A 19,130-nucleotide genomic window follows, 5' to 3' on the forward strand; every position below is an offset into this window, starting at 1 on the left:
AATGGCTGCATTCCCACAACGCCGATAAAGGTTTGCATCGTGTTGTAGGTGAAAATCCCACCGCACGATCCAATACCGGGGCAGGCAAGGCAAGCGATCCGTTTGCGGTACGCTGCGTCCTGGCTGCCGGCAACTTGATAGGCAGCGATGATGTCCAGCATTTCACCGGTTTCCGGGTCTTTCGAGGGATGAATGGACCCATCTGACATCATAATCGCAGGTTGGTTGTGTTCGAGCAAAGCAGCCAGTGTACCTACCGGTGGCTTGTCACACGCCACCACGGCAATTGTGCCCCCCAGGCCGGAGGCTGAGAGATGTTCGGAAAACACGTCGTTGGTCACTTCGCGCCCGATGAGTGAATAGCGCATTTCGCGCGTTCCATTACGGATGCCATCGGATGTCGCGATAGAGTATTCGGGCTGAACCAGACGCATGGCGATTTTACCCGCGTCTTTGCCGATCTGGTCCCGCAGAGCGGCGTGTATTGCTTCGACCTTGGGCTGCACGCCAAGATAACACTGGCTGTCGCCTTTTGTGCCCACAACTCCAACAGAGGGCGCATGGATCAAATCCTCGTCCGTGCCAAGTTCACGCGCAATGCCATAGGCCTGAGAGTTGCGTCCAGGATGGTCGTCGATCAGTACAGGATTCTTAGCCACGGGTTTCCTCCAATATGTACTTTTGAGCGGAACCTGTTTTTTTCGGCTCCGCTTGTCAGTGTGCGCAGACAGGTATGAAAGTTCCTAGGCAGTGAAACGTATACAGGGGGTTCCGTCAATGAAACTCAAATTGGTGAGGTTTGTTCAAAATAACTCGGGCAATGTCTTACGGCAGTGTGACGTCGACCCAGACCAGCCGATGCCTGCTTGCCCGAGAAGCGTCTTCGAGCAGCGGCGCGTCGCCTTTAGGCCATACAACGCCCGACTCCAGGACACGCAGGTCGCGGGACGGTAAAACATAATCAACACGCATTTCACCTGTGGCCTTCCAGTTGACGGTTGCGGTTGAACCTGTCGGATCTGTTGGTCGTGGATCCTGCACGATGGGATGTTCCAAAAGGGCATGAATGGCCTTTTTGTGGCCCTCGCCCCGTGACGGGTCGAGATTGGCGTCCCCGGCGATGACGAACGGACCTGTGGGAACCGGCCCCAGATCACCGTTTAAAAGCACGGACCAGAACCGAATCTCATCCCGATTGCGCAGACCGTTGCGATCCTCTGGCCCATCGAAAACCGGCGGGGCGGCGTGAAAGGTCATAAGGTTGAGGCGCCCCAAAGGAGTATCGATCGGCACCACCCAATGTGCGGTTGAGGACAGGCGTTGTGATTTGTGGGCTTCTTCAGACGGAAAGGGGCGGTCCTCCACAAAAGGTAAAATTGCGCCCGGAAGATCTTGCCAAAGCAGTTCAGAAAAATTCAAAACCTCTTCGGTGACGATTTCATAACGGGACAGAATTGCCAATCCGCCCTGTCCGGTGAACCGGCCCCAGCCTTGCGCATCACCGGGGCCTTGTGTGCGGCCGTCGCCGTCCAGATCCAGCGGTGTTTCCAGGCCCGCGTTGGGCTGCACAGCATAGAAGTAGCGATAATCCACACCAGCATTGCGCAGTTTCCGGGACAGGGCTTGGATCGCGGCCCCTTCCAGGTCCCAATCGATACCTTGAAGGGCGATAATGTCAGGTCGCGCTGCTGAAATCACGTCAACAACCGCAAGAACCTGCGGGTCATCCCTGCCAATGTCCCGCAGCAAAAGCGCGGGGCCCTTTCGGCTAAGTTCGGTATTGTAGGTGGCGATGCGCACGACCTCTGCCTGCGCCGCAAACGGCAACAGAAACAGAACAAGTGCGCGGATCATGCGGTTTGTGTCGACTCGCTGGTAGAATAGGCGCGGCGCTTTTCCACGATCAGGCCCGCAATCCGCAAGGTTGCCACGCCGCGCATGATCATGCTGGCGGGCAGGAATGCCCATGCGCTCATCGTCCAGATCAGTGTCTGGGGATTGTTCAGAGAAATTGGGGCGATCACGCTGCTCATCAGTTTAATGACGGCCGGAATAAGGAATGGCAGCAGAATGCCAATACAGATGTTCAGGCGGCCATCGCGTTGCAGTCGGGTAACGACATCCCCGCCTTTGGTGGGGTCAAACAGCGGAAGATTGGTCCATACATTGAAGGCCCCATTTCCGGTTGGCCATCCACGAACTTTGACCGCATATGCAAAGCTGGCGATCGTCACTAGAGCCGCGACATAGGCTACGCTGGCTGTAACGCGGACCAATTCGATCAGCGACTGGCTGGCATCCGCAGGCAGCATCAGAACTATGAGGCGCACCGGAGAATACGGGAAATCCACCACATTTGCGACGGCCAGACCGGCGCCATAAGAAAATGCTGTCAGCTGGGTTGGATCAAAAATGTTTTTGCAGATCAGCGTCAGGAACGTGACCATCGACATCAGGCCAACAAACCGGAGGCGATTCACCGGCGGCGCATCGCGGAATTCGATAAAGCTGGGAAAGGCCGAGTTATACTCAGCGAACGTCAATATGAACGCGAGGATCGCGAGGAAGACCAGAATCTCGGTCCCGTTCGTCGATGATACAGGCAGGTACAACGCGGGGGTTAGCACCATCAGTGCCACAAGTACTCCGCGTATCGCCGCCCCTGTTGTGCGTGCAATCACATTCCGAACCCTTTTTCAAACCAGACCAGCCGATCTTTGCCGACTTGAATCCAACTTGTGCCCGTCTCCTCTCGTCTTTGCGACGGATGCCTCGTTAGCGCCAAGATGAACGATAAGCGGCATTTCGCTCAAGACAGGGTGAAGAAAACACGTGATTTCGGGCAAAATGATGGCGCAACTGGTGCGGGATTGCATCATTTTGGACGCAAATCCGACGTGTATCTCAATATGAGACCAAGATGTTGTGGTTATTCAAAAATCAACCCCAAGAATGAGAACGGGGCCGCCTAGGCGACCCCGTTAGGTTGAGTGTCCACAGATTCGCCCACAGAATCATACCCAGGGGCGGGCTTGACTGGCGTGATCTTCGAATTTGTCGATGTGGTGGTCTTTTTCCATCGTCAGACCGATATCGTCCAGACCGTTCAGCAAGCAATGCTTACGGTGCGGGTCGATGTCGAATTCGATGACCACTCCATCAGAGGTTGTGATCTGCTGATCTTCCAGATGAACGGTCATGCGGGCGTTTTCACCCTTGTGCGCGTCTTCCATCAGCGTCGCGTGGTGTTCTTCCTCGACCACGATGGGAAGAATGCCGTTCTTGAAGCAGTTGTTAAAGAAGATGTCGGCAAAGCTGGTTGAGATCACCACCTTGATACCAAAATCTTTGATCGCCCAAGGCGCATGCTCACGCGAAGAGCCACAGCCGAAGTTATCACCGGCAACCAGAATCTCGGCCTCACGATAGGCGGGTTTGTTCAGAACAAACTCTTCATTCTCCTGCCCGTCATCGTGATAGCGCATTTCGTCAAACAGAACGACGCCCAGGCCGGACCGCTTGATGGTTTTCAGGTGCACTTTCGGAATGATCATATCGGTGTCGATATTGATCAGTGGCATTGGGGCGGCCACCCCGTGGACTTTTTCAAACTTTTCCATGTTCACACTCCTGCGAGAGAGGGCCGCGCCCGTGTCCCGCGTTTAAGCTTCTTTCGCTTCAGTTGTTTCGTCTTTGGGTGCGTTCTTGACGAAGAACGCCATGAAGACCAATCCAAACCCGTTGAACAGCATCTCGATGCCCAGCAGGATACCAAGCAATTGGAACAAGACGCTTGGGTCGGTCGTGGCCAGCCTCCAGATGAAAAAGGCCAGCAGGATCGAGATGATGCCCGAGATCAACGTGGCCCAGAAGAACTCTGTTCCGCGCATCTGGAATGACAGGATAACCCGCGCAATACCGCCTGCCATGAACAGGATGAGCATCACCGTGGCCAGCGTCAAAGTGCCTTCCAACGGATGCGCCCAGAAGGACCACCCAAGAAACACCATGACCGCACCCATGATGAGCGACAGAATCTTGTTGCCGGTGCCTTCAACGGTGAAACCGCCGACAATCTGCAATACGCCCGAGATCAGCAGCAGCACACCGGCCACAACCGTTAACGTGACAGACGCCACTACAGGTGCGCCCAGCACAATAATACCGAACGCTATGGACAGAAGCCCCAGCAAGAGCCATTTGATCCAGTCACTCATGTCTTCAATCCCTCAAATATCTAGATATGAGGGCAGCTTACATCAATTCACGGACGTCTGTCAGCCGTCCTGTGATTGCCGCTGCGGCAGCCATTGCGGGGCTCAGCAAATGGGTCCGACCACCACGGCCCTGACGCCCTTCGAAGTTGCGGTTTGAGGTCGCGGCACAGCGCTCGCCCGGTTGCAGTTGATCGGGGTTCATCGCCAGACACATCGAACATCCGGCCAGACGCCATTCGAATCCGGCTTCTTTGAAGATTTCGGCCAGACCTTCCTCTTCGGCCTGCGCACGGACCAGACCCGAGCCGGGCACGACCATGGCGCGCATCCCGTCCTTGATCTTTTTGCCCTTCAGAATCTCGGCTGCGGCGCGCAGGTCTTCGATGCGGCCGTTGGTGCAGGATCCGATGAAAACGGTGTCGATTTCCACATCGCTCAGCTTCTGACCGGCTTCAAGACCCATGTATTCGATAGAACGGCGGGCCGCGTCGACTTTGCCGCCTTCAAAGTCTTCAGGGTGGGGCACAGAGGCGGTGATCGGCAGAACATCCTCGGGGCTGGTGCCCCAGGTCACGACCGGAGCAATATCCTCGCCGCGCAGGGTGATGACCTTGTCGAAATGCGCGCCCTCGTCTGTATAGAGCGTCTTCCACCAGTCCATCGCAGCTTCCCATTGCGCGCCTTTGGGGGCGTGCGGGCGGCCTTTGACATATTCGAACGTGGTTTCATCCGGCGCGATCAGGCCCGCGCGGGCACCGCCTTCGATGGCCATGTTGCAGACCGTCATGCGGCCTTCCATCGACAGGTTGCGGATGGCTTCGCCGCAATACTCGATGACATAGCCGGTGCCGCCAGCAGTACCGGTTTCACCGATCACGGCCAGAGTGATGTCCTTGGCGGTCACGCCCGGCTGCAGTTTGCCGGTGATTTCCACCTTCATGTTCTTGGATTTTTTCTGGATCAGGGTCTGCGTGGCCAGAACATGTTCAACTTCGGACGTGCCGATACCGTGGGCCAGTGCCCCAAACGCGCCGTGGGTCGCCGTGTGGCTGTCGCCGCAGACCACGGTCATGCCGGGCAGGGTCCAGCCTTGCTCGGGGCCGACAATGTGCACGATGCCCTGACGGACGTCATTCACCGGGTAATAGTGAATGCCAAAATCCTTGGCGTTCTTGTCCAGAGCTTCAACCTGAATACGCGATTCCGGGTTTTCGATCCCGTTCACGCGGTCCGGCGTGGTCGGCACGTTATGGTCCGGCACGGCGATGGTCTTTTCCGGTGCGCGTACCTTGCGGCCCGCCATCCGCAGGCCTTCGAATGCCTGCGGGCTGGTCACTTCGTGTACCAGATGGCGGTCGATATACAGCAAACAGGTGCCATCATCGGCTTCGTGCGCGACATGGGCATCCCAGATCTTGTCATAGAGTGTTTTGGGGGACATCGGTCCTCTCCCGTATTTTTAATGAGAATTGGCTGGCGAATTGGCTCAGGCTGCGGATAGGCGCGCCAGAACCGTGCGGGCGGCCCCAAAGAACCGTTCACGCAGGCGCGTGCGGTCTTGCAGTTTCGGAGCTGGGGCCAAGATGAGTCTCATGCGATCCAGATATATCGGGCTTGGCTGTCAATCAAGGTTCAATCCGGTGTCACACTTGCATCGCCCGGCGTTGCTGTCCAAGCTGTGAATATGAACCAGGACCTGATCCCCAGCACGCTGTCGGACCTCTACAACAACATGGTCGGGGCCTTTTCAATTCAGTTTGAAAGACTAATCGAACTGGTGGTTACTCCGGGCTGGCGGCAGTATCAGCTGATCATCATCCTGTTTCTGTGGCTGCTGGCGTTCCTGCTGAAGGTCCTGACGCAATCCAGATGGGAAGCCTGGGCACGCGCGCGCAGCGGATGGCCGAAGTGGCGCTTGCGTGTGCTTGTACAGCTCATGCAGCGACTGACGCTGGTTTATTTCGTCCTCTTCTCTTGGTCGCTGTATCTGATCATGCAGCACGTTACCTGGCCGTCACGCAGCTACTTCATCGGTGTGCTGGCGACGCTGGCAACGGCCTGGCTGGCGATTGCGCTTGTTGCAAGGCTTGTCCGTAACAGAACGCTGCGGCGGATCTTCAAATGGGCCATGTGGGTCTATGCAACGCTGATTGCATTGAATCTGACCGACGACGTTGCAGGTTTTCTGGACGGTGTCGCGATTTCCATCGGGGATCTGCACATTTCGGCGCTGGGCATCCTCAAAGCGATCCTGCTGATCGGTATCCTGCTGACGCTGGCCCGTGTTGGCACCCGCGCGGCGGAGCGCGGATTACAGAGCAACGATGACATCACCCCCTCGATGCAGGTGCTTTTGGCAAAGGGCATTCAGGTTGTGCTCTATGGGGCTGTCTTTTTGGCAGCTATCCGAACGCTCGGATTCGATCTGACCGGGATTGCATTGCTGTCGGGCGCAATTGGCGTAGGCATCGGGTTCGGCTTGCAGAAAGTCGTGTCAAACCTGATCTCGGGAATCATCATTCTGATGGACCGTTCGATCAAACCCGGCGACGTGATTTCACTGGGCGATACGTTCGGTTGGATCAACGCCCTGGGCGCACGCTATGTTTCTGTGGTCACGCGGGATGGGCGGGAATACCTGATTCCGAACGAAGACCTGATTACCAATCAGGTCGTAAATTGGTCGCATTCCGACAAGTTCGTGCGTTTGGATCTGGATTTCGGCACCAGCTATGAGGACGACCCTCACAAGGTCCGTGCAACGGCGATTCAGGCTGTCAAAGCAGTGTCGCGCGTGCTGAGTGGTGGGTCGCATGAACCGGTTTGCCACATCACCGGCTTTGGCGACAGCAGTGTGGATTATGTTCTGCGTTTTTGGATCAGCGATCCGACCAAAGGGCTGACCAATATTCGCGGCAATGTGTATCTGGCGCTTTGGGATGCGTTTAAGAGTGAAGGCATCTCAATCCCATTCCCGCAGCGCGAGGTTCGCCTGCTACCTGACGGCGCATTGGCGCAACAGATCGCTGAATAGTGAGTGCCCGTGCGCGACCTGAGGTCCGCCTTCATTGAAATGTTGCAATCCCCTTGTTACCTTATTACTACCCCGGCGCCGGGGTTTCATGGCGCGCAGCAAAGGAGGACTATGTCCTGTCTCTACATACACAGGCGGGTTTGCCCGCCGATGAAGGGGTCAGTGTAATGGCCCACTCTCAGTCAATCAGCGACAAGCTGCTTGAGCGTATCCTTTCCTCACTTTCCGATGACAAGGCCGAAGATGTTGTGCAGATCAACCTGCAAGGCAAATCTTCTGTTGCGGATCACATGGTGATCGCATCGGGTCGTTCGACCCGTCAGGTCTCGGCGATGGCGGAAAAACTGACGGATCGCATCAAGCAGGAATTCGGTTTCACCTCGAAGGTCGAAGGCAAGGATGCCGGCGACTGGGTGTTGATCGATACGGGCGACGTGATCGTCCATATCTTCCGCCCCGAAGTGCGTGAATTCTATCAGCTGGAAAAGATGTGGCTGCCTCAGGGCGGCAGCGCCTCGGCGAACTGAGGCGCCATCCTGGCCCGCATTGAGGGGCCAGAGGCGAGAGAGATATGCGTATCAGCATAGTTGCGGTCGGGCGATTGCGTGCCGGACCGGAGAAGTCCCTGCTTGACGACTACCTGACCCGATTTGACCGAACCGGCCGTGCGCTGGGCCTTGGCCCCGCGCGTGTGATCGAGGTTGAAGACAAGAAAAATGCAGGCATGGGGGCCGAGGCCGTCCTGCTGCGCAAGGCGCTGCCTAAAGGCGCGGTGATCTGTACCTTGGATGAGCGGGGACGGGTCATGTCCTCACCTGATTTTGCCAGGAAACTGGGCGGCTGGCGTGATGCCGGGCGGCAGGATCTGGCGCTGATCATTGGCGGAGCAGACGGAATAGACCCTAATCTGCGGGCCGAGGCGGATTTTTCCATCTCATTCGGGTCGATGGTCTGGCCCCATATGCTGGTCCGTGTGATGTTGGCCGAGCAACTCTATCGGGCCGCGACCATTCTGTCGGGCGGCCCTTACCACCGGGTCTGACATGGCGCAGCTTCTGATCGTTTACCATTCGCGAACCGGCGGAGCCCGGCAAATGGCCGAAGCGGCGGCTGCGGCCGGGCGAGAAGAGGCAGACGTTGTTCTGAAATTCGCGGATCAGGCGGGACCTGAGGATTTGCTGGCCGCCGATGGCTATATCTTCTGCGCGCCCGAGAATCTGGCGGCAATTTCGGGTCAGATGAAGGAGTTTTTCGACCGCAGCTACTATCCGGTGCTGGGAAAGATCGAAGGTCGACCTTATGCGCAAATGGTTTGTGCCGGGTCCGACGGAGAGAACGCCGCCCGCCAAACCGCACGAATTGCAACCGGCTGGCGGTTGAAAGAGGTTCAGCCACCTTTGATCCTTTGCACTCATGCACAAACGCCCGAGGCGATTCTTGCCGAAAAACTCATTCCCGAAGATCAGCTTGAAAAATGTCGCGAGATCGGAGCAGCGATGGCGGCAGGCTTGGCCCTTGGGGTGTTTTGACCCTCAGTTCAGGTCGATCACTATAGTCTCTTCGGTCCAGCCACCAATATTATCACGCGCCTGAATTTGGACCTGCGTGGTGCCTTCGGGTATCTCCACGCCACTGAGCGAGCGGGTAAACGGCTGCTCATCCACATGTGGGTGATGCAGGACACGAATCCCCAGCTCATTTCCATTCATGTCCAAAACACGCCAGCCATCCGCGTAGTCATCCCACCCGGTATCGGGATGTCGGATCGTCACGTCGAAACGCCATGTATCGCCGCTTTGTCGGGCCGAGACCTCCTCGATCGTTGGTGGGTCAGCAAGGGCGGGGCCGGCCAAAAAGGCGCTGAGAATCACATATCGCATGGCGCGAATGTACGGGTTATCCCGGCGCATTGGGATCACGTCTCTGTGTAAGGGGTTTGGGATATCAGGATTGTTCGGGACTGCGAAGCAAACTCGCGCCGATACAGGACCCCGAACGTGATCACGGTGCTCAGCATCAAAGCGATTGGCCCGAGGAACCATGCCAGTGAGGCCAGCGCAAAATAGGTCGCGCGCAGGCCACGGTTGAAGCTGCGGGCGGCTGTGACGCAAATCTCGGCCGATTGGGCGGCGCGCGGGTACGCCTGCGGGTCTTCGGGGTCGTTCGGGACCGAGGCCATCAACACGGCGCAATAGCCAAACAGGCGATGCGCCCAGACATATTTCAGAAATGCGTTGGCCAGCAGAAGAACGACGACAAGTATCTTGATCTCCCAAACCATGGCAGGCGCACTGCCAATGGCGAGGTCACTGGCCACACCTGCCAACCGCTCGGTGTTGCCCAGCAATGCCAGCCCGCCGCCGATGGCAATCATCGTAGTGGATGCAAAGAACGTGCTGCCCTGCCGCATTGCGGCCACAACCTGCGCATCAAACATGCGCGGCTGGCGCGTCACCATCTCGCGCATCCAGTCGCGGCGATAATTGTCCATCATTTGCGAAACGGATCGCCTTTGTGGCGACGGGTGTTCGATCTTCCACCCGATCCACAGCCATGCACCCAGCAGCACGGCGAGGGCGGTGTAATCCAAAGGGGCAAACAATGCGGCACGTTCGATCCAGGTCATGGGCGTAACACTAAAACCGAACGGAAGAACTTGCCAGATCGTGAAATTGGTAATATTATTTTACCAAAAGGAGGCGCCCGCCATGGAAATGCCAAAGCCAAGCCCGCAGGTTCTGAACCGAAAGTCAGAGCTTGTTGCGCGCCTGTCGCGTGTCTTGCCCGAGGGTGCCATCATCGAGGATCCGGTCGAGACCCGAGCCTACGAGTGCGATGCGCTGACAGCGTATAAATGCCCTCCGATGCTGGCCGTGTTGCCCTCCAGCACACAAGAAGTCTCGGATGTTCTGCGAATCTGCCATGAAGAAGGGGTGCCAGTCGTGCCCCGCGGCGCGGGAACCTCGCTCGCGGGTGGTGCCTTGCCCACAGCGGATTGCGTCATTCTGGGCGTGGCCCGGATGAATGAGGTGCTGGAGGTCGATTATGACAACCGTTTCATAAAGGTGCAGACCGGGCGGACCAATCTGAGCGTGACCGGCGCGGTCGAGGAAGAGAATTTCTTCTATGCCCCCGACCCGTCCTCACAGCTGGCCTGTGCCATTGCTGGAAACATCGCGATGAACTCGGGTGGCGCGCATTGTCTGAAATACGGTGTGACCACGAACAACCTGCTGGGTGTGACCATGGTGATGATGGACGGCAGCGTTGTGGAAATCGGCGGCGCGCATCTGGATGCCCCCGGTCTGGACTTGTTGGGTGTCATTTGCGGGTCCGAAGGGCAGTTGGGAGTCGTGACCGAGGCCACGCTGCGCATTTTGCGCAAACCAGAAGGGGCGCGACCGGTTCTGATGGGGTTCGACGACAATGAGGTCGCGGGCCAATGTGTCTCTGACATTATCAAATCGGGCATTTTGCCGGTCGCGATCGAGTTCATGGACACCTTGTGCATCAAAGCCTGCGAGAACTTTGCCCATGCCGGATACCCCGATTGCCACGCATTGCTGATTGTCGAAGTAGAAGGGTCAGAGGCCGAGATTGATCATCAGCTTTCTAAGATTGTTGAAATCGCAAAGCGCCACAATCCTGTTGAACTGCGCGAAAGCCAATCTGCCGAAGAAAGCGCAAAAATCTGGCTGGGTCGCAAATCGGCTTTCGGAGCGATGGGTCAGATGAACGACTACATGTGCCTGGATGGGACCATCCCGGTATCCTCTCTGCCTGAAGTCTTGCGGCGCATTGGCGAGTTGAGCGAAGAATTTGGACTGCCGGTGGGGAACGTGTTTCACGCCGGTGACGGCAATATGCATCCGCTGATCCTGTTTGACGCGAACAAACCCGGAGATTTGGAGAAATGTGAGGCGTTTGGGGCTGAGATCCTGAAGCTGTGCGTGGATGTTGGGGGGTGCCTGACTGGCGAACATGGTGTCGGCATCGAAAAACGGGATCTGATGACCCATCAATATGCGCCCGCCGATCTTGAGGCGCAGATGGCGGTCAAGGATGTGTTCGATCCCCAATGGCTGCTGAACCCCGCGAAGGTTTTCCCGCTTCAGGTGTCCGAGATGCGGCGCTTGGCGGCGGAATAGGGGTTCTGCCCCAATCGCGCAGGCGCGATTTCCCCGGAGTATTTTTGAAAAGATGAAGCAAATGAGACCAGAGACGGAAGCCGATTTGGCGGAAATGGTGGCCGGGCTGACCGGGCCGGTACGCCTGGCTGGGGGTGCCACACGCGGTGTGACCGGCCCGGACACTGAACTGAACGTTTCTGGCTTGAGCGGCATCACTCTTTATGAGCCCGGAGCCCTGACACTTGTCGCCAAGGCGGGCACTCCGCTGGCCGTGGTCGAAGCTGCACTGGATGCGGAAGGGCAGCAGTTGGCCTTTGAGCCGATGGATCATCGCAGAGTGCTGGGAACATCGGGTGAGCCGACCATCGGCGGTGTTGTGGCAGCAAATGTTTCAGGGCCGCGCAGGATTCAGGCCGGGGCGTGCCGGGATTTTCTGTTGGGCGTTCGATTTGTCGATGGGCAAGGGCAGGTGGTCAAGAATGGCGGACGGGTGATGAAGAATGTCACCGGGTATGATTTGGTCAAGTTGATGGCCGGGTCCTGGGGCACCTTAGGTGTATTGACCGAGGTTTCATTGAAAGTGCTGCCCAAGCCCGAGGCCGTTGCGACGCTTTTTTGGGAAGATTGCGGATGGGTCGCGACGTCCAAACTGTTTTGTGACGCGTTAGGCTCGCCATTCGAAGTCAACGGAGCGGCACGGTTGCCCGAGGGCGGCGGCAAGCCGTCCCGGACGGTGCTGCGGATTGAAGGGTTTGAACAGTCGGTCGAGTACCGCGTTGGCAGATTGCTGGAGCTTTTTGCGGAATCGAAGCCGGATCAGGTTGTCACTGATGCGGCCGAAAACACCGCCATTTGGCGCGAAGTGCGTGATATCGAGCCTTTTGCCGACAAACCGGGCAATGTCTGGAAAACCTCTGTCAAACCGACTGACATGATACGTGTGGTCGGTGACGATAACCCGAACAGGGTCGTGGATTGGGGTGGGGGTCTGATCTGGACTTTGGCGCCCGAAGGTAAGGATCTGCGATCTGAACTAAGCGATGTTCAGGGGCATTCGACCCTGGTGCGTGCAAACCCGGACGAGATGCAAATGCTGGGGCGGTTTCAGCCGGAGAATGCTGCTGTATTGGCTCTAACACACGGGATACAGGCAAGGTTTGACCCTCGATCCGTATTCAATCCGGGGCTCATGGGGTAGGGCAATGCAAACATCATTCACGGAAAAACAGCTGGAAGACCCGGCGATCCAGCGCTCGAATGAGATTCTGCGCAGCTGTGTGCATTGTGGGTTTTGCACTGCGACCTGTCCCACCTATCAGGTGTTGGGGGATGAATTGGACAGCCCGCGCGGCCGTATCTACCTGATCAAGGACATGCTGGAAAACGAACGTGTACCGGATGAAAAGACGGTCAAGCATATTGATCGCTGCCTGTCCTGTCTGGCCTGTATGACCACCTGCCCGTCGGGCGTGCATTACATGCATCTGGTTGATCACGCGCGCGAGTATATTGAGGCGAACTACAAACGCCCCCTGACGGATCGTGTCCTGCGTTGGGCTCTTGCGCAGATTCTGCCCTATCCGATGCGATTCCGATGGGCCCTGATCGGAGCAAAGTTGGGCCGTCCGTTTCGGTTTCTGATGCCTGATGCCCGGTTGCGGGCGATGCTGGATATGGCCCCAAAGTACATCCCGCCGGTCAGTCGTAACGATGACCCGCAAAGCTTTGCACCCAAGGGAGACCGAAGAAAGCGCGTCGCGCTGATGACCGGCTGCGCGCAAAAGGCTCTGAACACGGACATCAACGATGCAACGATCCGGTTGCTGACGCGTTTGGGGTGCGAGGTTGTGGTGGCCGAAGGGGCCGGATGTTGCGGAGCTTTGACGCACCATATGGGCAAAAGTCGTGAAAGCCACGCGGCTGCCAGGGCCAACATCAAGGCCTGGACGCGTGAAATGGATGGAGACGGTTTGGATGCCATCGTCATCAACACGTCTGGCTGTGGGACGACGGTGAAAGATTATGGGCATATGTTCCGCAATGACCCTCTGGCCAAGGACGCGGCGCGTGTCTCGGATATTGCCATGGATATCAGTGAGTTGGTCATGCAACTGGACCTGCCTGAAGGGCGTGACCAGGACCTTACTGTTGCCTATCACGCAGCCTGTTCATTGCAGCACGGACAAAAGATCAAGACCTATCCCAAGGACTTGCTGAAACGGGCCGGTTTCACAGTTGTTGAGCCTGCTGACAGCCATTTATGCTGTGGCAGCGCGGGCACCTACAACCTGATGCAGCCTGAGATTTCGGGCCAGTTGAAACAGCGCAAGGTCAAAACGCTGGAGGCGAAGAAGCCGGACCTGATCGCCGCCGGAAACATCGGATGCATGATGCAGATCGGGTCGGGTACTCAATTGCCAGTCGTTCACACCGTCGAATTGCTGGATTGGGCGACTGGCGGCCCAAAGCCGCGTTGTTTGAAACAGCAAGGAGATGCCGTACCGATCCTGAAGTAAAGCGCATGATGCCGACCCGCATCAGTTGACCCGGATTTTCTGGCCGCTTTTGATTGCCCTATTTTCGCCCAACGCGACCCGTAGGACAAATAGGTCAGAGTGAGTCCCGGAGAACCGCGTGCGCAACTGGATCAAGGCGATTGTGCTCTGTGTCTTGCCTATGGCGGCCACAGCACAGGATACCGGGCTGGAAAGCCTGGACACCTCGGATTCCGGGCGCGAGTGGATGGCCGTGGGACGGCTGGACATTGCTGGCAGAGGGTTTTGCACCGGGACGCTGGTGTCGCCAACCTTGGTGCTGACCGCAGCGCATTGTCTGTTTGATAAGGTTTCCGGGCAACGGATCAACCCGTCGGACATTGAGTTCCTGGCCGGGTGGCGTTTGGGGCGCGCTCTGGCCTATCGGACCGCGCGGCAGGCTGTGATCCACCCGGACTATCAATATGGTGCGGATTCGACACCCGACCGGGTGAGTGTGGATGTGGCCTTGATCGAGCTGTGGCAGCCGATCCGAAACACAGCCGTTGTTCCATTTGAATCGGGGGATCAGCCGCGCCGTGGCGCAGAAGTTGGCGTGGTGTCTTATGCGCATGACCGGTCCGAGGCCCCGTCGCTGCAACAGGTCTGTTCCGTGATGAACCGGCAGCAGGGTGTCATGGTCATGTCCTGCGACGTTGATTTTGGCTCGTCCGGGGCACCGGTCTTTTCCTTTGAGGGCTCGCGCCCTCAGATCGTGTCGGTTGTCGCGGCCAAGGCCAGTCTGGACGGGCAGAATGTGGCAATTGGAACAGCGGTTGAACACTCGCTGCAATTGCTGCGCAATGAGCTGTCTGCCGGGCGTGGATTTGGGCTTTCAACGCCGGGATCCGGGACGGGTAAGAACATTGGCGCAAGGTTTATTCGGCCATGATCAGAGTTTTACTGTGCCTCATTTTGGGTCTGAGCGTGCTTGGGACAGCGTCCTTCGCGCAAGCGAACAAGCGCAAGTTGACGGACCGGGACGATCTTTACGGCTGGGAGGCGATAGGTCGACTGGACATGGGAGACAGGTCATTTTGCACGGGTACGCTGATCGCGCAGGATATGGTTCTGACCGCAGCGCATTGCGTTGTAGATCGGCGCACCGGAAAGGCATTTGACCCGGAGGACATCACGTTTCGCGCAGGTCTCAGCAATGGTAACGCCCTGGCCGAGAGTCGGATTACGCAAGTCGCTATTCATCCCAGCTATGGCTCTGAACCGCCGCTTTCCCACGATAGCGTTCGGACTGACGTCGCGTTGTTGCGCCTTGATGAGCCTATTCCCTATGCTGTCGCAGACCCCTTTGCACTGCACAGCGGGCGTGTTCTGGGAAGTGAGGTCAGCATTGCCTCTTATGGCCGCGGGCGGTCCGAGGCGATCACGCGGGAACGTTCGTGCCGGATCATTGATCGTCAGCAAGGTCTGATCCTGTTTGATTGTGACATTACCTTCGGGTCGTCGGGGTCTGCTATCTTGGCAAAGAACGGGTCGCGTTGGCAGATTCTGTCCGTTGTTTCGGCGGTTGGTACAAATGGCAGCCAGAAGATCGGTTTTGGCATGGAACTTGACGGAATCGTCGCTGAGCTTAAGGCGATCATGCGGCGCGACGCACCGCAGCCAAAAGCGTCGATCCGGCGTCTGCAGGTGGGGTCTGGTAAGTCCGGATCCGGTGCGAAATTCATCAGTTCCGGCGGGGGTTGAACTCGGTCAAATCGCTACCCATGTGAAGTGTATCGGATCGCCACAACGGGGTCCGGTATCAACCGTTGCCCGTCCAGTTGGAGGGCACAAATCGCAAATCGCTCGAAGATGAGGATACGACACATGCGTACATTTGATTTTGCACCGCTGCACCGCGCCACCATTGGTTTTGACCAGATCGCCGACATGATGGATCGCGTTCTGACCAACGATGTGGCTCAGCCCAGCTACCCCCCATACAACATCGAAAAAACCGATGCTGACACCTATCGCATTTCCGTGGCCGTCGCCGGTTTTTCCGAAGCAGACCTGTCCGTCGAAGTGAAAGAAAACTCGCTTGTCGTGGCGGGTAAGAAAGCTGCCGACGACAAAGACCGCAGCTATCTGCACCGTGGCATTGCCACCCGTGCGTTCGAGCGCCGTTTTGCGCTGGCCGATCATGTTCGCGTCACGGGTGCCAGCCATGAAAACGGCATGCTGAACATCGACCTGAAGCGCGAGGTGCCCGAGGCCCTGAAACCGCGCCGGATCGAGATCACATCTGCTAAAGCCATTGAGAAAGATGTGGTTGACGCCAAGGCCGTGAACTAACGCGCCTGAAAGCTCTGCGACAGTCGCCTCCTCCCAGACTGTCGCAACACACGCCCCGCGTTCCTCCAGACGCGGGGCGTTGTTTTATCCAGACCAGACAGATCCTGACTGGAGGGCTTGCAACCGATCAGGTCGTTATCTGAGGAAAAAATACGGCCTTGGTTGGTGGAAAGTGCCAGACTATGGCTCAGCCCACTCAAAAAGAAGCAAGATAAAGCTTATTCAATCACCCAAACGAGTGGCCCGTTCGCTCCGGTAATGGTCACACTTTCTTCGCCAAGAACTGTTTCCTGGCAAACTTGACCCGCGTCAGCCAAAGGCGATGGCGGGTTAAGCGCACGACACCATTGACCGCCAATGATCTCCCACGTTCCGCTAAATGAATTGCCATTCTTGCTTGTGCCCGTAAATGTACCGTCTTCCAAGACATCAATAACTGTGCCGCCGTTCGATATCGTTTTTCCGGAAAGAGCTGCAATAAGCGGATCCTCACCACTGGTGTCCGTACAAGCACTGATACCTAGCAAGACAGTTGGCACAACAATATTAATCAGTTTCATAACTTCCCCCTTTCTAAAAAAAGTGCAGGTAGAAAACGCTGTGCCATTTGTTTGTGTCAATACTTATATACTTATGCGTTTCGCAGGGTAATGTTCATTAAACTAAACCGCGAAGAAAAGCCTGCCCCGCACGTTGAATTGCGGGGCAGGCTTTCAATCTTAAAGCTTAGTTCCCAGCCGTGACTGACCCGATTGACCAGAACATCGTTTCGCCCGAGGCATCGTCGACGCCGTCATTGTCGGTCATTGCAAACGCCTCGCCCGAGGGCAGGATGGCCAAACCTTCGATCTTGTCCAGAACGTATCCACCGGTCGAGGTCAGGTCGGGCAGCAGGTCGCGGACCTCTTGCTTGCTGACCACGGGCAGGTCTCCACCCAGCGGGGCCGGGGTCATCTCGGACAGCGGGATGCGGTAGATCTTTTTGGTCACAGCGCGGTGGTCGTGCTGGTTGTCGCGCTCGATAACATAGACATGATCACCAAAGGCCACGATTTCCGACAGGCCGACCCAGCCTTTTTCGGGATCAGCTTTGGGATAGTGAACTGCGCCCCATTCTTTGGTGTCCAGATTGTAGGCGACCAGCTTCACGTGGTTCTCTGGGTCGTCTTTCCATTCGCGCTGCACTGCCATCCACAGGGTGTCACCAACCTTGGTAATACCCTCAAAACCAAAACGTTTTTCAACAGCCATCAGTTCCGGCGGCAGGCCGATCTCGCCCTTGCGGTCCTTGATCAGACCATCAGCTGAAACGTGATAGATCGCGTGTGGAATGACGCGGTCAGTGCGGCCTTCGGAGGCGACGTAGAAACCACCATTGCCGTCCAGTGTGATGCCCTCAAGGTCCAGCTTCTGTGCCGGGTTGCCATCCTGACGGTGAATGCGGATCACATCCACGATGCGGGCCGGGCTTTGGCTGGGGTCAATCTTGAAGATCGACGGCTGAAAGCCATAAAAGCTGTCATTGACTGCATAGATCATGCCGTCCTCATCCGCGACCAGACCAGACAGAGCACCCCATCCGATCAGTTCATCCGCACCTTCCGAGGTCAGATGCGGATAGTTGGCCGGGGCGTCCTGATACTCGAAAATCGAAACATGCGCGCGTGGGCCGCCATCTTCGATCAGGTCCTTTTCGTTGGCCGAGATCAGCAAGTTGCGTTCGGGGATCGCAACGTAGCCTTCCGGGCCAACGCCCGAGGGCAGCAGCTGTTTCAGCACGGGGTTGGCTGGATCGGTGGCGTCATAAACACCGACGACCGAGGCGCGCTCGGCCCCGACGAAGATCATCGGCGTACCACCGAATGTGGCTGCGGTCACGCTTTCCGGCTCAACACCTTTGGCGTCCGAGCGTTTGTCGGGGTAGTGGCCGATCTGGATGATGGCCTTCTCAAAATCGGTGCCGTTCTCGTAAACAACGGTGCCGTCTTTGTGGAAGATGGTCCAACCACGCGACCCGCCCTTATAGTCGCCTTCGTTGGCGGTTGCGAAATGATTGTCGTCAATCCACTTCACTGCGTCTGGTTCGCGCAGGCGGCCCGGCTGGTTTTCGGTAAAGATCAGCGCGCCGCGCTCATCAGTGGCATCAACGCCTTCCAGGTCAACCGCGCCTGCCGAGAAATGGTTGACCACGTTGCCGTCCTTATCGACCACCGCGATGTGGTTGTTTTCCTGCAATGTGACGACGGTCTCACCCAGAGCGTTGATGTCAACGAACTCGGGTTCAGGGTCGGTTGTCGCGACCTCCGCCAAGCCGGTCAGCACGGCCATTTTCATGCCCGCGCAATCCAGCGCGCCGTCTTTCAGCGGCACGAGTGCAAGCGATCCGGCAGGCAGCTGCGGGATGATGCCGTCATTCAGGTCTTCGTCGCGTTCGTTTTCAATGGCGACGGCGACAAAGCTGCCATCGGGGGCGATGGCGACGCTGTCGGGCTGACCGCCCAGATCACAGGCACCGGTTTCCGATTTGCCCGCGATATCGACCGAGATCAGTTTGCCGGACGGGGCGGTATAGCTTTCCGACGTGTTCACGCCAACAAAGGCCGTTGCCCCAACGATGCCCACAGATGTCGGCTCACCTCCCACTTCCATCGCACCCATCGGGGCCGGGTTAGCGGGGTCGGTGATATCGACCATGCCGATCACGCCCAGCGGGCTGTCGGTATAGACCAGCGTCATGCCGTCAGCGGTGGCCGCGATGATCTCGGGCGAGGTCTCACGGGTTGTATCCGCTCCCTCGGCCATGTTCTTGACGACCGGAAATGACGCAATACGGTTGAAATTCATCTCTGCCACGGCCTGACCGGCAGTCAGGGCAAGGGCAGATGTCAGGCAGGCATAACGCAATGACATCGGTAAGTAT

21 protein-coding genes are annotated in these 19,130 nt (G+C 57.3%); 10 read left to right on the top strand and 11 right to left on the bottom strand.

Going from position 1 to position 19,130, the window contains the following annotated elements:
• The 7 genes from AC2FNU_RS07750 to AC2FNU_RS07780 all read right to left on the bottom strand — a co-directional run.
• Nucleotides 1–659: dihydroxy-acid dehydratase domain-containing protein (locus tag AC2FNU_RS07750; protein ID WP_496786812.1), on the bottom strand; the 659-nt coding region annotated here is incomplete at its 3' end.
• Nucleotides 660–825: 166 nt separating this feature from the next.
• Entirely contained in the window at nucleotides 826–1,854 is a 1,029-nt protein-coding gene (locus AC2FNU_RS07755) for an endonuclease/exonuclease/phosphatase family protein (protein WP_496786815.1), read from the bottom strand.
• A complete protein-coding gene (locus AC2FNU_RS07760) occupies nucleotides 1,851–2,681 on the bottom strand; it encodes a hypothetical protein (protein ID WP_496786818.1) in 831 nt (276 codons plus the stop codon). Before AC2FNU_RS07760 ends, AC2FNU_RS07755 begins: the two co-directional genes overlap by 4 nt.
• Nucleotides 2,682–3,014: 333 nt before the next feature.
• Nucleotides 3,015–3,620, bottom strand: coding sequence for a 3-isopropylmalate dehydratase small subunit (leuD, locus tag AC2FNU_RS07765; protein WP_496786821.1), 606 nt, complete (start codon nucleotides 3,618–3,620; stop codon nucleotides 3,015–3,017).
• A gap of 42 nt (nucleotides 3,621–3,662) precedes the next feature.
• Nucleotides 3,663–4,217, bottom strand: a complete 555-nt coding sequence (locus AC2FNU_RS07770) for an HdeD family acid-resistance protein (RefSeq protein ID WP_480801612.1) — start codon at nucleotides 4,215–4,217, stop codon at nucleotides 3,663–3,665.
• Between the two features lie 37 nt (nucleotides 4,218–4,254).
• The gene (leuC, locus tag AC2FNU_RS07775; RefSeq protein WP_480801613.1) at nucleotides 4,255–5,658 is read right to left on the bottom strand and encodes a 3-isopropylmalate dehydratase large subunit; all 1,404 of its coding nucleotides are present in this window, start codon (nucleotides 5,656–5,658) and stop codon (nucleotides 4,255–4,257) included.
• 45 nt (nucleotides 5,659–5,703) lie between these two features.
• The gene (locus AC2FNU_RS07780; RefSeq protein WP_496786824.1) at nucleotides 5,704–5,811 is read right to left on the bottom strand and encodes an isopropylmalate isomerase; all 108 of its coding nucleotides are present in this window, start codon (nucleotides 5,809–5,811) and stop codon (nucleotides 5,704–5,706) included.
• Nucleotides 5,812–5,901: 90 nt separating this feature from the next.
• Here AC2FNU_RS07780 and AC2FNU_RS07785 point away from each other — a divergent pair, with 90 nt between their 5' ends.
• The 4 genes from AC2FNU_RS07785 to AC2FNU_RS07800 all read left to right on the top strand — a co-directional run bounded on the left by AC2FNU_RS07785 (nucleotide 5,902) and on the right by AC2FNU_RS07800 (nucleotide 8,780).
• Nucleotides 5,902–7,251, top strand: coding sequence for a mechanosensitive ion channel family protein (locus AC2FNU_RS07785; RefSeq protein ID WP_496786827.1), 1,350 nt, complete (start codon nucleotides 5,902–5,904; stop codon nucleotides 7,249–7,251).
• A gap of 167 nt (nucleotides 7,252–7,418) precedes the next feature.
• Nucleotides 7,419–7,778 carry a ribosome silencing factor gene (rsfS, locus tag AC2FNU_RS07790; protein WP_058276550.1) on the top strand — a complete coding sequence of 120 codons (360 nt, stop codon included), beginning with the start codon at nucleotides 7,419–7,421 and terminating at the stop codon, nucleotides 7,776–7,778.
• A 44-nt stretch (nucleotides 7,779–7,822) separates the two neighbouring features.
• Nucleotides 7,823–8,293, top strand: coding sequence for a 23S rRNA (pseudouridine(1915)-N(3))-methyltransferase RlmH (gene rlmH, locus AC2FNU_RS07795; protein WP_496786830.1), 471 nt, complete (start codon nucleotides 7,823–7,825; stop codon nucleotides 8,291–8,293).
• A 1-nt stretch (nucleotide 8,294) separates the two neighbouring features.
• Nucleotides 8,295–8,780, top strand: coding sequence for a flavodoxin family protein (locus tag AC2FNU_RS07800; RefSeq protein WP_496786832.1), 486 nt, complete (start codon nucleotides 8,295–8,297; stop codon nucleotides 8,778–8,780).
• Between the two features lie 3 nt (nucleotides 8,781–8,783).
• Here AC2FNU_RS07800 and AC2FNU_RS07805 read toward each other — a convergent pair whose 3' ends face one another.
• Complete coding sequence (locus AC2FNU_RS07805; protein WP_496786836.1) at nucleotides 8,784–9,161, bottom strand: hypothetical protein; 378 nt, start codon at nucleotides 9,159–9,161, stop codon at nucleotides 8,784–8,786.
• A gap of 5 nt (nucleotides 9,162–9,166) precedes the next feature.
• The gene (locus AC2FNU_RS07810) at nucleotides 9,167–9,877 is read right to left on the bottom strand and encodes a DUF599 domain-containing protein (protein WP_496786839.1); all 711 of its coding nucleotides are present in this window, start codon (nucleotides 9,875–9,877) and stop codon (nucleotides 9,167–9,169) included.
• 82 nt (nucleotides 9,878–9,959) lie between these two features.
• Between AC2FNU_RS07810 and AC2FNU_RS07815 the strand changes: the two genes are divergently transcribed.
• From AC2FNU_RS07815 to AC2FNU_RS07840, 6 genes are all read left to right on the top strand, one after another.
• Nucleotides 9,960–11,399, top strand: a complete 1,440-nt coding sequence (locus AC2FNU_RS07815; protein WP_496786841.1) for an FAD-linked oxidase C-terminal domain-containing protein — start codon at nucleotides 9,960–9,962, stop codon at nucleotides 11,397–11,399.
• 61 nt (nucleotides 11,400–11,460) lie between these two features.
• A complete protein-coding gene (locus AC2FNU_RS07820) occupies nucleotides 11,461–12,579 on the top strand; it encodes an FAD-binding protein (protein WP_496786843.1) in 1,119 nt (372 codons plus the stop codon).
• A 4-nt stretch (nucleotides 12,580–12,583) separates the two neighbouring features.
• Nucleotides 12,584–13,897 carry a glycolate oxidase subunit GlcF gene (gene glcF, locus AC2FNU_RS07825; protein WP_496786848.1) on the top strand — a complete coding sequence of 438 codons (1,314 nt, stop codon included), beginning with the start codon at nucleotides 12,584–12,586 and terminating at the stop codon, nucleotides 13,895–13,897.
• Between the two features lie 118 nt (nucleotides 13,898–14,015).
• A complete protein-coding gene (locus AC2FNU_RS07830; protein WP_496786852.1) occupies nucleotides 14,016–14,807 on the top strand; it encodes a trypsin-like serine peptidase in 792 nt (263 codons plus the stop codon).
• A complete protein-coding gene (locus AC2FNU_RS07835) occupies nucleotides 14,804–15,619 on the top strand; it encodes a trypsin-like serine peptidase (protein WP_496786857.1) in 816 nt (271 codons plus the stop codon). Before AC2FNU_RS07830 ends, AC2FNU_RS07835 begins: the two co-directional genes overlap by 4 nt.
• Nucleotides 15,620–15,742: 123 nt before the next feature.
• Nucleotides 15,743–16,210 (top strand): Hsp20 family protein, encoded by a 468-nt coding sequence (locus AC2FNU_RS07840; RefSeq protein ID WP_496786859.1) that lies wholly within the window; start codon nucleotides 15,743–15,745, stop codon nucleotides 16,208–16,210.
• Nucleotides 16,211–16,428: 218 nt separating this feature from the next.
• Here AC2FNU_RS07840 and AC2FNU_RS07845 read toward each other — a convergent pair whose 3' ends face one another.
• Together AC2FNU_RS07845 and AC2FNU_RS07850 are read right to left on the bottom strand one after the other, a co-directional pair.
• Nucleotides 16,429–16,770 carry a hypothetical protein gene (locus AC2FNU_RS07845; RefSeq protein WP_496786863.1) on the bottom strand — a complete coding sequence of 114 codons (342 nt, stop codon included), beginning with the start codon at nucleotides 16,768–16,770 and terminating at the stop codon, nucleotides 16,429–16,431.
• Nucleotides 16,771–16,936: 166 nt separating this feature from the next.
• On the bottom strand, nucleotides 16,937–19,120 hold the full coding sequence (locus AC2FNU_RS07850; protein WP_496786867.1) for an esterase-like activity of phytase family protein: 2,184 nt from the start codon (nucleotides 19,118–19,120) through the stop codon (nucleotides 16,937–16,939).
• Nucleotides 19,121–19,130: the final 10 nt, after the last annotated feature.

It is taken from the genome of Ruegeria sp. BHSB064, from assembly GCF_059613205.1.

Excerpts from the sequence above, each read along its gene's own strand:
- AC2FNU_RS07755 (WP_496786815.1), bottom strand. The coding sequence starts at position 1,854 with ATGATCCGCGCACTTGTTCTGTTTCTGTTGCCGTTTGCGGCGCAGGCA.
- leuD (WP_496786821.1), bottom strand. The coding sequence starts at position 3,620 with ATGGAAAAGTTTGAAAAAGTCCACGGGGTGGCCGCCCCAATGCCACTG.
- AC2FNU_RS07770 (WP_480801612.1), bottom strand. The coding sequence starts at position 4,217 with ATGAGTGACTGGATCAAATGGCTCTTGCTGGGGCTTCTGTCCATAGCG.
- leuC (WP_480801613.1), bottom strand. The coding sequence starts at position 5,658 with ATGTCCCCCAAAACACTCTATGACAAGATCTGGGATGCCCATGTCGCG.
- AC2FNU_RS07780 (WP_496786824.1), bottom strand. The coding sequence starts at position 5,811 with ATGAGACTCATCTTGGCCCCAGCTCCGAAACTGCAAGACCGCACGCGC.
- AC2FNU_RS07785 (WP_496786827.1), top strand. The coding sequence starts at position 5,902 with ATGAACCAGGACCTGATCCCCAGCACGCTGTCGGACCTCTACAACAAC.
- rsfS (WP_058276550.1), top strand. The coding sequence starts at position 7,419 with ATGGCCCACTCTCAGTCAATCAGCGACAAGCTGCTTGAGCGTATCCTT.
- rlmH (WP_496786830.1), top strand. The coding sequence starts at position 7,823 with ATGCGTATCAGCATAGTTGCGGTCGGGCGATTGCGTGCCGGACCGGAG.
- AC2FNU_RS07800 (WP_496786832.1), top strand. The coding sequence starts at position 8,295 with ATGGCGCAGCTTCTGATCGTTTACCATTCGCGAACCGGCGGAGCCCGG.
- AC2FNU_RS07805 (WP_496786836.1), bottom strand. The coding sequence starts at position 9,161 with ATGCGCCGGGATAACCCGTACATTCGCGCCATGCGATATGTGATTCTC.
- AC2FNU_RS07810 (WP_496786839.1), bottom strand. The coding sequence starts at position 9,877 with ATGACCTGGATCGAACGTGCCGCATTGTTTGCCCCTTTGGATTACACC.
- AC2FNU_RS07815 (WP_496786841.1), top strand. The coding sequence starts at position 9,960 with ATGGAAATGCCAAAGCCAAGCCCGCAGGTTCTGAACCGAAAGTCAGAG.
- AC2FNU_RS07820 (WP_496786843.1), top strand. The coding sequence starts at position 11,461 with ATGAGACCAGAGACGGAAGCCGATTTGGCGGAAATGGTGGCCGGGCTG.
- glcF (WP_496786848.1), top strand. The coding sequence starts at position 12,584 with ATGCAAACATCATTCACGGAAAAACAGCTGGAAGACCCGGCGATCCAG.
- AC2FNU_RS07835 (WP_496786857.1), top strand. The coding sequence starts at position 14,804 with ATGATCAGAGTTTTACTGTGCCTCATTTTGGGTCTGAGCGTGCTTGGG.
- AC2FNU_RS07840 (WP_496786859.1), top strand. The coding sequence starts at position 15,743 with ATGCGTACATTTGATTTTGCACCGCTGCACCGCGCCACCATTGGTTTT.
- AC2FNU_RS07845 (WP_496786863.1), bottom strand. The coding sequence starts at position 16,770 with ATGAAACTGATTAATATTGTTGTGCCAACTGTCTTGCTAGGTATCAGT.
- AC2FNU_RS07850 (WP_496786867.1), bottom strand. The coding sequence starts at position 19,120 with ATGTCATTGCGTTATGCCTGCCTGACATCTGCCCTTGCCCTGACTGCC.